The following is a 12,262-nucleotide window of genomic DNA, read 5'->3' on the forward strand; positions in this document are numbered from 1 at the left end:
ACGCCGACCATCTGTATCGGATTATTAATACACATGGACGCATCGCAATGGCAGGTTTCCGGCGCGTCGCCGGTCCCCATCTATCGTCAGATCACCGAGCAGGTGCGGCGGTTCATTGCCGCCGGGCAGTTGCAGGTGGGTGAGCGGCTGCCTTCGGTTCGCGCCATGGCCGCGCGGTTCGGCATCAATCCGATGACGGTGAGCCGTGCCTACGCAGCCTTGTGCGAGGACGGCGTGCTGTTGCGGCGCCGGGGATCGGGCATGGTCGTGGCGCCCCGCACGGGCCGGGCGGGTCTGACGGCCGAGGCGCGCCTCCGCTTGCTCGAGTCGAAGCTGCAGGAGGTGATCCTCGAAGCCAACGATCTCGGCCTGGCCGCGGGCCCGGTGTGCGAGCGCCTGCATGCCCTGTTCCTCTCGCCGACGACGCCCGCCGTCACGCCGCCGCGTCGACGTCGGCGGCAACTTCCATCCCCGGGCTGAAGAATCGCGACCCCAGCGCCATGGAATCCGAGACGGACGCGCTCCAATGCGTCCGGCGCCCGGAAGGGCTTGGCGCCAGCGAGGCATCCGTGATGCCATCCGCCGGCCCGCCCGCGACGTTACAGAGGTCACCATGTCCCTGCCCCCCAGCGCCCCACGCTCGGCGCCAACGTGGCTCGTCATGCCGCTGGTTGCGGGCGTTCTGACGGGATGCACCGCGTTCGAGCGGGGCGTCGAACAAGGGGACCCGCCGACCGATCCCGTGACGGGGTGTCCGGACCTCAGCGGCTCGTATGTGCTGCAGCCGACCACGCTGGACGGCGATCCGGATCCGGGCGTGGATCCGGCGAAGCCCGTGCGCTTCGAGGATGGCGCACTGTCACCGGCCGCGGCGCGCCTCGGCGGTTCTGCTGGCCCGAGCCTCTACGAGGGCGTCATCGTGCGATCCGATGGCACGCACGCGCTCGAGCTGCAGTTCATCCCCCCGTTCGGCCGGGTGATGCAGGACCTGGAGTCGATCCGCCAGCACCAGCGCCCGCGTTATGCCGAGTGGTACCGCCTGCTGCAGCCGGCCCGCCGTGCGGCCTTTGTCGCGGAGAACGGCGAGGCCGCGCTGCAGGCCCGCCTTCGCGAGTTGGGGCCGGACACCGGGCCCCTCGTGCGGTTGAACCGTGGTCCCCACTTCAACTGCGAGGACGGGTGGGTCGTGGTGCCGCGCGAGTACCTGCCGCCCATGCGGATGACGCTTGATGACGGCGGGCATCTGGTCATCGAGGCCAAGGAGTGGACCTACAGCGTCTGGGGCGGATGGGGTGACCAGTCATGGCGCGTTCCGACGGGCGCCTACCTTGGCACCGCCCGGTGGGCGCGCGACGCGTCGGTGCGACCTTGGGACGCCGATGACGTTGGGCAGCGTTACGTCTTCGCACGGCCGGCCGAGGAGATCGAGCGTGAACAGGCGGTCGCCGCCGATCGCGCGCAGCGCAGTGCCGAGCGTCGCTACGCGGATCCGGAGGCCGTGCGCGACGCGCTGCGCCCGCTGCTGCCGGCGGGTGTGACCCTCGGCGAGATCGAGATCGCGCAGTTGCCTTTCATCGGCCACCGGGTTCGCGTGCAGGCGCTGCCCAGCGATCCGGCGATGGACGGCGAGGAGCAGCGGCGCCGCCTGGAGTGGTTCCTCGCCGCGCTGAAGGAGGGCGACCCCGGCTTCATCGAGGATCGGGAAGTCGTGAAGCGGGCGATTTCGAGCGCTGGACACGTGCGCCATGAATTCGAGATCTACCTCGATACCCATCCGGCGGTGCAGCCGGCGCGCGAACGCGTCGTGGTGGGCTTTACCCCGGCGCCGGCCGATTTTTCCGGGGCCGGGGCGTCGTCGGCACCACGGCCTTCGTCGCCGCCTGCATCGGCCGTCACCGCCGGGAGTGCCCCCGGGCCCGTGCCGTCCTCGGATCCGGTGCCGCCAGGATTCGCCCTGTTGTCCGAGGTCGAGTCACGCCTGCAACCGCTGTTGGCGACCGGGTGCCGACTGTCGCGGCTCCGTTACGCCGGTGAGGCGGTGATCATCGCCGGCGAGGCCGACGACATGCCGTGTGTGTCGAACACCTTGCGCGCCATCGACGTCGTCATCGCGCCGAATGGCGCACGCGTCGAACTGATGCATATCGCCGCCGATGGCGCTGGCCGCTACCGCTACGAGATCCGCCTGCCGCCCTCGCCGCTGACGCGCGCGTGAGGCGGCGACGCCACCTCAGATCCCGAGCGCACGAAGCTCGGTGAGTTCGCGGGCACGCTCCCAGCGGCGATCGAAATCCTGCGCCAGCTGGCGCGCACGCGCCGGGCCATCGAGGCAGCCACTGCCCTCGAAGCGGGTGGCCAGCGGACGGAAGGCGTAGGCGGTCTCGTCGATCACGAGGTAGCTTTCCGGTGCCTGGCGATCCTCGGCATCGATCGGTGTGCGCAGGGCAAACACCGAGCTCAGGCGCTGCGCCAGAGGCAGCAACGGATGGCTCTCGCCGCGCAGTCGATCCGGCTCGATGACGATGAGGCGCACCGTCGGGCCGCGGCCGGCGGTCGCGAAGCTGCGCAGGGCGTCGATCACGGCGGCGTGGCCGTACAGCGTCGGCTCGAGGTCGCGGGTGAACACCCGGATCTCGCGACGTGCGCGGCCCAGCAGTGCCAACGTGAAGTCGCGCACCGCGGACTCGCTGGTGAACTCCTGCAGCGCGCCGTCGCCGGTCGGCGCCGGTCGCGGGCGGCGGCCGGGGTCCGGGGCGCCGAGGGCCTTGCGCATCTTGCGATGCGGGATGCCGGCTTCCATGAACTCGTCGCCGAACGCCTCGAAGCCGTGGCGGGCGTAGAAGGGCATCGCGTGGGTCTGCGCATTGAGGCTCACCTCGGGCCAGCCCAGCGCGCGCGCCTCGTCCATCAGGGCCTCCATCAGCACGTCGCCGACGCCCTTGCCACGCCATTCGGCGAGTACCGCCATCCGCCCGATCTTCCGCTCTGGGGTGAGGCGGCCCGTGCCGATGGGACGGTTCGCTGCGTCGCGGGCGATCACGTGCCGACACTGCGGGTCGAGCTCGTCCCATTCCTCTTCGATCGGCACCTGCTGCTCGACCACGAACACCGGCTCGCGCACGGCGCGCAGGTCGGCGAAATCGACGGCATAGTCCGCGGGCTCGACGCGGAATTCAGCGGAAATCGGCAGGGTCATCGGGGCTTCCTGGGCGAGCGGGGCTTCTTCGGGGCGATGGCGCGGTAGTGCCCGAGGGCGGCGAGGGCGACGACGGACTCGCGGGCGTGGTCGTCGAGCTGCCCCCACGCGGCCGCATCCAGCGTGTCGTGGCGGCAGAGCAGGGCCGCATCCTTGGCCCGAAGGCCTTCGATGTCGCTGCCGGTGACGAACCATAGGGCCTTGGTCTTGCCGTCGCGCAGCCAGGCCACGCGCGAGAACGGATGGCGTTGCACGATGCCCCCGGCCGCGAGGGCCGTGTCGAACTCGGCACGGGTCGGGGCCTTCTTCGGCGGCTGCAGGTTGCCGGAGGCGCGGTAGCGGGTGATGAAGCGGCCGAACCAGCGGCGCAGCAGGGCGTCGTCGGCGTCCGCGTCGCCGGCCATGCCACCGAGCGTGTGCTTGACCCGTGCGAGCGCGTGCGCATCGATCTCGAAGGCGTCGGTGGGCACGGCGAGATCGGGGTCGGCGTATCGCTCCTTCTCGCCGGCGCGGGACGCAAGCTCCAGCGCGAAATCCTCGATCAGCTCGGCCTTGGCCGGTGCGCGCATGCCCAGCGAGAAGGTCAGGCAGGGGTCGAGCGCGACGCCGTGGTGGCCGAGGCCCGGCGGCAGGTAGAGCATGTCGCCGGGGCCGAGCGTCCATTCGTGGCTCGGCGTGAAGCGCTTCAATAGCTTGATCGGGGCGTCATCGCGGAAATCGACGGGTTGGTCGGGATTCGCGTCGATCTGCCAGTGACGATGGCCCATGCCCTGCAGCAGGAAGACGTCGTACTGGTCGATGTGCGCGCCAACCGATCCACCTTCCACGGCGAAGCTGATCATCACGTCGTCGATGCGCCAGCGCGGCAGGAAGGGGAAGGCCTCGACCAGTTCGCGCACGTCGGCATCCCACTTGTCCACGTCCTGCACCAGCAGGGTCCAGTCGCGCTCGGGCACGCGGTCGAAGCGGTCCTCGGGCAGCGGGCCGGTCTCGACGGTCCAGCGGTCCTTCTTTCGATCCCACAGGATGAGGCGCGAGAGCGCCGTCGCCTCCAGCGAGAGCGCGCCGAGGTCGTCGGGGCTGATCGGGCTCTCGAAGCCGGGGAAGGCGTTGCGGATCAGCAGCGGGCGCTTCTGCCAGTAGTCGCTCAGGAAGGCGCCGGCCGGCATGCCGAGCGGGCCTTTGCCGGTGGCGTCGATCTCGATCGGCAGCAGGGCCGAAGGGGCGGTCTTGCGGGTCATGGCGTGGCCTGGCGTTCGGTGTCGAGGCGGGCATCGAGCCGGCGGGCGCCCGCTTCGGCGTAGCGGCGGCAGGCGGTGGCGTCCACCAGCGGTTCGGAGGGCGCGTCGCCGAGGCGATACCAGAGCCGGCTGGCCACCGGATGCGGCGAGATCAGGATGTCGCAGGGCAGGGCGGCGACGGTGTCGAAGGTGCTGCGGAGCATCGTCGCGAAGGCCGGACTCGCGGCCGGATTGCTGAAGCGGTAGCTGTCCGGCGCGACGGCGCTCAGGGAATCGGCGAAGACCATGGCGTGGCAGACCCCAGCCTCGCAGCTGGTCCAGCTGAAGCTGGTCCCGCCCAACGAATGGCCCGGCGTGGCGTGGGTCTGGATGCGCAGGTCGCCGACGCGTACCTCGGCGTTGTCGGGCAGGGTCTCGATGACTGCGACTGGCGGGAAGCCCGGCATGCGGAACGGCACCTGCGGGTCGCGCACGTCCATGTCACCCTTGCGCAGCGCGATCAGGCCGGGGCGCCGGGCGCGCAGCGGCGCGCCGGTGGCCTGCTGGACGGCCGCGAGGCCGCCGGCATGGTCGATGTGCTCGTGCGTGTTCAACAGCACACGGACGTCCTTCGGGTCGAAGCCCAGCGTGCGGATGCTCTCGACGATCATCGGCCCGGCCTCGGGCGTGGCGCCGTCGATCAGCACGTGGCCCGCGTCACCGGTGATGAGCAGCGCGCTGATCCCGCAGGTGCCCACGTACCACGTGTTCCCGAAGATTGGGCGCGGGGGCGTCGGGTCGCTCCAGCCGGCGTCGTCGGGGCAGGTCGGCGCGGGCGCGATGGCCTCGGCCCTCACCGCGCCGGTGGCCACCAGCAGGACGGGCAGTAGGGCGGCAGCGAGGCGCACGAGCGGGCCCCGGGCGCTCAGACCGTCTTCGCCAGCGATTCGGCGCGGCCGGTGTACGTGGCCGGCGTCAGCGCGAGCAGGGCACGCTTCGGCTCGTCCGGCAGGTCGAGGCCGGCGATGAACTCGCGGATCGAATCCTTGGTGATGGCCTGGCCGCGGGTGAGCGCCTTGAGCTGCTCGTAGGGGTTCGGCAGGCCGTGGCGGCGCATCACCGTCTGCACGGCTTCCGCCAGCACTTCCCAGCTGTTGTCGAGGTCTTCGGCGAGGCGTGCCGGGTTCACCTTGAGCTTGCCGATGCCGCGGTTCAGCGCGTCGTACGAGACCAGCGTGTGGCCCCAGGCGGTGCCCAACGCGCGCAGCACGGTCGAGTCGGTGAGGTCGCGCTGCCAGCGGCTGATCGGCAGCTTGGCGCCGAAGTGCTCGAACAGCGCATTGGCGATGCCGAAGTTGCCTTCGGCGTTCTCGAAGTCGATCGGGTTGACCTTGTGCGGCATGGTCGAGCTGCCGACCTCGCCTTCCTTCAGCGCCTGCTTGAAGTACCCGAGCGAGATGTAGCCCCAGACGTCGCGGGCGAAGTCGATCAGGATCGTGTTGATGCGGCGCTGCACGTCGCCCAGCTCGGCGATGAAGTCGTGCGGCTCGATCTGCGTGGTGTAGGCGTTGAAGTGCAGGCCCAGCGATTCGACGAAGCCCTGCGCGAGGCGCGGCCAGTCGACGTTCGGGTAGGCCGACAGGTGGGCGTTGTAGTTGCCGACCGCGCCGTTGATCTTGCCGAGGATCTCGACCTGCGCGAGCTGCTGGCGCTGGCGCTTCAGGCGCGCGACGACGTTGGCCAGTTCCTTGCCCAGGGTCGTCGGGCTGGCGGTCTGGCCGTGGGTGCGCGAGAGCATCGGCTCGTCGGCGTACTCGTAGGCCAGCTTCTTCAGCGTTTCGATCAAGCCGTCGAGCTGGGGCAGCAGTACCTCGTCGCGAGCCTGCTTCAGCATCAGCGCATAGCTGAGGTTGTTGATGTCCTCGGAGGTGCAGGCGAAGTGCACGAACTCCAGCGCGGCCTTGAGCTCCTCGTTCTCCGAGAGCTTCTCCTTCAGGAAGTACTCGACGGCCTTGACGTCGTGGTTGGTGGTCCTCTCGATCGCCTTGACCCGCGCCGCGTCCTCCACCGAGAAGCCGTCGGCCAGGCGCTGCAGCAGGGACGCGGCCTGATCGGAGAAGGGCGGCAGTTCCGGGATGCCCGGCTCGGCCGAGAGGGCCAGCAGCCACGCGATCTCCACGCAGACGCGGGCGCGGATCAGTCCGTACTCGGAAAAGATCGGGCGCAGGGCGTCGACCTTGCCGGCGTAGCGGCCGTCGAGCGGGGAGAGGGCGGTGAGGGCGTGGGACATGGCGGGGTCGGGAATCGGGGCGGTCGAGCCGCGGAAGCCCGCCATTCTACCGGGCTAAGCTGGGGCGCCCCCACCCCGAGGAGAGCCCCATGGCCGGCCCCACCCGCACCGAACGCGACAGCATGGGCGAGCTCGCCGTGCCGGCCGAGGCCCTTTGGGGCGCGCAGACCCAGCGCGCGCTGGAGAACTTCCCGATCTCCGGTTGGCGCATGCCGCGCGGCTTCCTGCGCGCCCTCGGGTTGATCAAGGCCGCGGCCGCTGAGGCGAATGCAGGGCTGGGCCTGCTTGACGCCAAGCGCGGCGAGGCGATCCGCGATGCGGCGCTGAAGGTGGCCGCCGGCGAATTCGATGCCGAGTTCCCCATCGACGTCTTCCAGACCGGCTCGGGCACCTCGAGCAACATGAATGCGAACGAGGTGATCGCCCACGTGGCGCATTCACTCGGCGGCATGGCCGTGCACCCCAACGACCACGTCAACCTCGGGCAGAGCTCGAATGACGTCATTCCCACCGCGATCCAGGTCGGCGCCGTGCTGGCGGTGCGCGGGCGCCTGCGGCCCGCGCTCGAACACCTGCGCGAGGTGATCGCGCGGCGCGCGCACGAGCACCTCGGCACGGTGAAGACCGGCCGAACGCACCTGATGGATGCGATGCCGATCACGCTCGGGCAGGAGCTCTTCACTTGGGCCAGCCAGGTCGGGCAGGCCGAGGAGCGGCTGAAGGACGCCGAGCGTCGCCTGCGCGCTTTGCCGCTCGGCGGCACCGCCATCGGCACGGGCATCAACGCGCATCCGCAGTTCGCCGAACGCGCCTGCACCGAACTCGCGCGCCTCGCCGATGCGCCGTTCACGCCCGCGGCCAATGCCTTCGTGGGCATCGCCGCGCAGGACGGCGCGGTGGAGCTCTCCGGCCAGCTCAACGGCCTTGCCGTGGTGCTGATGAAGATCAGCAACGACCTGCGCTGGATGAACTCCGGGCCGCTGGCCGGCTTGGGCGAGATCGAGCTGCCCGCCCTGCAGCCGGGTAGCTCGATCATGCCGGGCAAGGTGAACCCGGTGATCCCCGAGGCCGTGGCCATGGTCGCCGCCCAGGTGATGGGCATGCACGCCACGATCTCGGTGGCCGCGCAGAGCGGCAATTTCCAGCTCAACGTGATGCTGCCGGTGATCGCCCACAACCTGCTCTGGGCCATCGAGCTCAGCGCCAATGCCGCGCGCCTGCTCGCCGATCGCGCCATTGCAGGCTTCAAGGCGCGCGAGGATCGGCTGCAGGACGCGCTGGTGCGCAATCCGATCCTAGTGACGGCACTGAACCCGCTGATCGGCTACGAGAAGGCCGCCGCGATCGCCAAGAAGGCCTATGCGAGCGGAAAGCCCATTCTCGACGTGGCGGTGGAGGAGACCGGGTTGAATCGCGAGGTGCTGGCGAAGGCCTTGGACCCGCTGGCGCTGACGAAAGGCGGCATCGTCGACGGGCTGACGGGCGCCGGCGGATGAGCCCCGGACCCGAGCCGCGCATCGGCGTGATCGGGCTCGGCGCCATGGGCCAACCGATGGCGCTGCGCCTGCAGGCCGCCTTCGGGCCGATCCACGTCTGGAACCGCAGCGCCGAACGATGTGCGCCGCTGGTGGCCGCGGGCGCGATGGCTTGCGATGACCCGGATGCGCTCTTTGCGGCCTGCGACGTCGTACTGGTGATGCTGGCCGACGAGGCCGCCATGGACGCCGTGCTGGCCCCGGAGGCCGCAACCTTCGCGGCCCGTGTTCGCGGTCGGACGATCATCAACGCAGCAACCATTTCCGGTCCCGCCTCGCAGCGGTGGGAGCAACGGATCCGCGAGGCCGGCGGCGCCTACGTCGAGGCCCCGGTCTCGGGCTCGCGCGTGCCGGCCGAGTCGGGGCAGTTGCTGGCCATGCTGGCCGGTGCACCCGAGGCGGTCGCGGCGGCGAGGCCGGTGATGGCGCCGATGTGCCGGCAGGTCGTCGACTGCGGCCCCGTGCCCTCGGCGCTGACGATGAAGTTCGCGGTGAACCTGTTCCTGATCGCCTCGGTGACGGGGCTCGCGGAGTCGGCCCACTTCGCCCGCGCCGCCGGCATCGATCTCCGGGTCTGGGCCGATCTCGTCGACGCCAGCCAGATGGCGAGCGACATCTCCCGGGTCAAGACGGGGAAGCTCCGCGAGGGCGATCTCTCCCCGCAGGCGGCGATCAACAACGTCCTGGCGACGAACCTGCGCATCGTCGAGGCCGCGCACGCCTCGGGCATTCCGGTGCCGCTGGCAGAGGCAACGCTGCGCCTCTACGCGCGGGCTGCGGAAGGGGGCTTGGGGGCGTTGGACATGATCAGCGTCGTCGACGCGTTCCCGCCGGTGACACGCCCGGACGCACCGCGCGACTGATCCGCCCGGGGTAGCGCCGGCTCAGAAGGAGACGTCGGCCGCCTGGCTGGCCCACAGCACCGACTGGTGCCCCGTCTCGGCTTTCCACGCGCTGCGGATCGCGTCGATCTTGGCCCGCTCCTCCGCCGTGTCCGGATGGAGGATCACCAGCACTTTCGAGTCGAGGCGTTCCGGTGCGGCTTGGCCACGGAAGAGCCATTGGCCGTAGGCGTCGAGGACGGTGAGCCCGTCGGGAAAGCGCGGCGTCACCTCGCGGTCGAGGAAGCCTTGCCAGCGGGCGTCATCGATGCGGGTGGCCGGGTCGTCGCGGTCGCCGACGCCGAAGTACAACTCGCTGCGACGCCAGGCGGCGGCGACCCTCGGTCGGGCGGCGTCGCCTTGCAACGTCGGCGAGCGGCGATCGGTTGGCGTGGCGTTGGTGGCAACGCCTGCGCAGCCGGCGAGCGCGAACAGAACGATGGCAAGCAGCGCGGGCCGCAGGGCGGTCCGCGCGGACTCCACGGGAATCGGGCGCATGGGGCGACGTGGTGTGGAAACGACGACGGAGGCCTGCACGGTCGCCGAGGTCGCGACGGCGGCGAAATGGGTGGGGGTCATGGCGTTATTCCTCCGCGTTATGGTTTCGAAATGTCTGCGTCAATTAGGGTTTTTGGCATCAGCTGCACTGATCGCTGGCCCTACTTTCGAACACGCAGGTTGCTTATGCCAAAGACACATGTCGCACCCCTCGCCATCGCCATCGCCGTCGCACTCAGTGCGTCCGCCGGGGTCTCGCAGGCCCGGTCCACGCCCACTGCGCCGGCCAATGACGCCCGCACCCTGGATGCCGTCATCGTCACCGGCACCCGAGCCTCGGGCAGAACGGCGCTGGAGTCGACCGCGCCGATCGACGTGCTCGATGCCGAGGACCTGCGCCGCGCCGGCGTGTTGAACGGCGAGCTGGGGACGGCGCTGCAGGCGCTGCTGCCCTCGTTGAACTTCCCGCGCCAGTCCAACAGCGGCGGCGCGGACCACGTGCGCCCGGCCCAGCTGCGCGGCCTCGCGCCGGACCAGGTGCTGGTGCTGGTGAACGGCAAGCGCCGCCACGTCAGCGCGCTGGTCAGCACCGACAGCAAGATCGGCCGCGGCACGACGCCCGTCGACCTGAACGCGATCCCGGTGTCGGCCATCCGCCGCATCGAGGTGCTGCGCGACGGCGCCGGCGCGCTCTACGGATCGGATGCGGTGGCCGGCGTGATCAACATCCTGCTCGACGACCGCCCCGAGGGCGGCCGCGTGGACGCCAGCGTCGGCGCGCACCGCACGGACGTCGACGCCATCGACGAGACGCTGACCGACGGCCAGACCACCTCCGCCAGCGCGCAGATCGGCACGGTGCTGGGGGGTGACGGCTTTCTGCGCACCGGCTTCGAAGTGAACCGCCGCGAGCCGACCAACCGCGCCGGCTTCGACCAGGTTCCGTTCTTCGAGGAGCAGACGCCGGCCAACCTCGCGCTGGGCGGGCGCCGCAACTTCGTGCTGGGCGATGGTGAATCGCAGCGCTTCGGCGGCTGGTTCAACGCTGGCCTCCCGGTGGGCGAGGGCGGCGAGCTCTACGCCTTTGGCACCTACCAGCAGTCGGACACCGAAGGCGCGAACTTCTTCCGCTATCCGGACGGTGCGGCGAACCTCCGCAGCGTCTATCCGAACGGCTATCGCCCGGTCTCCGTCGGCGAGAACCTCGATATCGCCGGCGTCGCGGGCCTGCGCACCCGCGCCGGGGCGTGGGATGTCGACGCCAGCCTCAACCTCGGCCGCAATGATTTCACCTACCGCCTGCGGAACTCGTTGAACGCCTCGCTCGGGGCGGCCAGCCCGACGCAGTTCCGCGTTGGCGACTACCGGTTCGACCAGACGCTGTTCAACCTCGATGCGTCGCGGGTGTTCGAGAGCGATGCCGTGGCCCATACGCTGGCCTTGGGCACCGAGTTCCGCAGGGAGACCTACGAAACCGGTGCGGGCGACCCGGCGTCGTATGCCGCCGGCCCGCTGACCACGCGCCCGACCGGCGCGCAGGCCGGTGGTGGCCTGACGCCGCAGGACGTGGCCGACCTCTCGCGCGACGTGGCCACGCTGTACGCCAACGTCTCGACCGACTGGGGCAACGCCTGGACGACGGATGCCGGCCTGCGCTACGAGGATTACAGCGACTTCGGCGGCGAGTTGACCGGCAAGCTGGCGGCCGGCGTCGCCCTGAACGACATGGTGGCCCTGCGCGGCTCGGCCTCGCGCAACTTCCGCGCGCCGTCTCTGTCGCAGATCGGGTTCGAGGCCACCAGCACCGGCTACGACGCCTCCGGCCGCCTGCTGCAAGGCCGCCTGCTGTCGGTCAACAACCGCATTGCCCGGGGGTTGGGCGCCCAGGATCTCGATCCTGAAACCGCGCTGAACCTGTCGTTCGGTGTGACTGTGCAGCTTGGCGGCGGTTTCGATGCCAGCGTCGACGTGTTCCGTATCGACGTCGACGACCGTGTCGCGCTGTCCGAACGCATCACCGGAACCGCGCTCACCACCTTCGTGCAGACCACCTTCGGCGTGGCGGGGGTGCAGAGCGTCAACTTCTTCGTCAACGCGGCGGACCTGCGCACGCAAGGTGCGGAGCTGGTGGCCAACTGGCAGGGCGAAGCCGCGGGCGGCGACCTGCGCCTCAACGCCGCATGGAGCTACGCGGAGACGGAGATCCAGCGCTTGGCCGACACGCCCGCGGTGCTGCGCACCCTGGTGCCGGGCTACCGCGTGATCGGCGTCGAGGAGAGCAACACGCTGACCGACGCTGCGCCACGCACCCGCGCCGTGTTGACGGCGAACTGGGATCGACAGGCGTGGTCCCTCTTGGGGCGCCTGACCCGCCACGGCAGCGCCACGCGTGTCTTCGACTTTGGCGGCGGCTTCGAGCCGCGCCAGACCTACGGCGCCGAGTGGCAGCTGGACGCGGAGGTCGCCTATGCGATCAGCGACGCATGGACGGTGGCCGTGGGTGGCCAGAACCTCACGGACAACTACCCCGACCGCTCCATCGACGACATCGCCTACTTCGGCAACCTGCCGTACGACGTGCTGTCGCCGATCGGCAGCAATGGCGCGTTCTGGTACGGCCGCGTGAGCTGGACGTTCTGACC

10 protein-coding genes are annotated in these 12,262 nt (G+C 70.3%); 5 read left to right on the forward strand and 5 right to left on the reverse strand.

Translation table 11 applies throughout. The annotated features are described in order from the left end of the window. Nucleotides 1–33 precede the first annotated feature (33 nt). Both ACYVAK_RS08285 and ACYVAK_RS08290 read left to right on the forward strand, forming a co-directional pair. Entirely contained in the window at nucleotides 34–480 is a 447-nt protein-coding gene (locus tag ACYVAK_RS08285) for a GntR family transcriptional regulator (protein ID WP_461059802.1), read from the forward strand. 133 nt (nucleotides 481–613) lie between these two features. Continuing rightward, nucleotides 614–2,215, forward strand: a complete 1,602-nt coding sequence (locus tag ACYVAK_RS08290; RefSeq protein WP_461059804.1) for a hypothetical protein — start codon at nucleotides 614–616, stop codon at nucleotides 2,213–2,215. A gap of 15 nt (nucleotides 2,216–2,230) precedes the next feature. Here the strand turns inward: ACYVAK_RS08290 and ACYVAK_RS08295 are convergent, their stop codons facing one another. Genes ACYVAK_RS08295 through purB form a run of 4 tightly spaced genes read right to left on the reverse strand, consistent with a single transcriptional unit; the run spans nucleotide 2,231 to nucleotide 6,706 of the window. After that, a complete protein-coding gene (locus ACYVAK_RS08295; RefSeq protein WP_461059806.1) occupies nucleotides 2,231–3,196 on the reverse strand; it encodes a GNAT family N-acetyltransferase in 966 nt (321 codons plus the stop codon). After that, complete coding sequence (locus tag ACYVAK_RS08300; RefSeq protein ID WP_461059808.1) at nucleotides 3,193–4,437, reverse strand: JmjC domain-containing protein; 1,245 nt, start codon at nucleotides 4,435–4,437, stop codon at nucleotides 3,193–3,195. Before ACYVAK_RS08300 ends, ACYVAK_RS08295 begins: the two co-directional genes overlap by 4 nt. Then, the gene (bla, locus tag ACYVAK_RS08305) at nucleotides 4,434–5,324 is read right to left on the reverse strand and encodes a subclass B3 metallo-beta-lactamase (protein ID WP_461059810.1); all 891 of its coding nucleotides are present in this window, start codon (nucleotides 5,322–5,324) and stop codon (nucleotides 4,434–4,436) included. The genes ACYVAK_RS08300 and bla overlap by 4 nt, the downstream gene beginning before the upstream one ends. 17 nt (nucleotides 5,325–5,341) lie before the next feature. After that, on the reverse strand, nucleotides 5,342–6,706 hold the full coding sequence (gene purB / locus ACYVAK_RS08310; protein WP_461059812.1) for an adenylosuccinate lyase: 1,365 nt from the start codon (nucleotides 6,704–6,706) through the stop codon (nucleotides 5,342–5,344). An 89-nt stretch (nucleotides 6,707–6,795) separates the two neighbouring features. Between purB and ACYVAK_RS08315 the strand changes: the two genes are divergently transcribed. Together ACYVAK_RS08315 and ACYVAK_RS08320 are read left to right on the forward strand one after the other, a co-directional pair. After that, nucleotides 6,796–8,202: a class II fumarate hydratase gene (locus ACYVAK_RS08315; protein ID WP_461059814.1), complete on the forward strand. Its 1,407-nt coding sequence runs from the start codon at nucleotides 6,796–6,798 to the stop codon at nucleotides 8,200–8,202. Then, complete coding sequence (locus ACYVAK_RS08320; protein ID WP_461059816.1) at nucleotides 8,199–9,104, forward strand: NAD(P)-dependent oxidoreductase; 906 nt, start codon at nucleotides 8,199–8,201, stop codon at nucleotides 9,102–9,104. Before ACYVAK_RS08315 ends, ACYVAK_RS08320 begins: the two co-directional genes overlap by 4 nt. 21 nt (nucleotides 9,105–9,125) lie before the next feature. Here the strand turns inward: ACYVAK_RS08320 and ACYVAK_RS08325 are convergent, their stop codons facing one another. After that, the gene (locus tag ACYVAK_RS08325) at nucleotides 9,126–9,620 is read right to left on the reverse strand and encodes a DUF3574 domain-containing protein (RefSeq protein ID WP_461060524.1); all 495 of its coding nucleotides are present in this window, start codon (nucleotides 9,618–9,620) and stop codon (nucleotides 9,126–9,128) included. A gap of 186 nt (nucleotides 9,621–9,806) precedes the next feature. Between ACYVAK_RS08325 and ACYVAK_RS08330 the strand changes: the two genes are divergently transcribed. Next, on the forward strand, nucleotides 9,807–12,260 hold the full coding sequence (locus tag ACYVAK_RS08330; protein WP_461059818.1) for a TonB-dependent receptor plug domain-containing protein: 2,454 nt from the start codon (nucleotides 9,807–9,809) through the stop codon (nucleotides 12,258–12,260). The last annotated feature ends 2 nt before the right edge of the window (nucleotides 12,261–12,262 follow it).

Source organism: Silanimonas algicola (assembly GCF_054777375.1).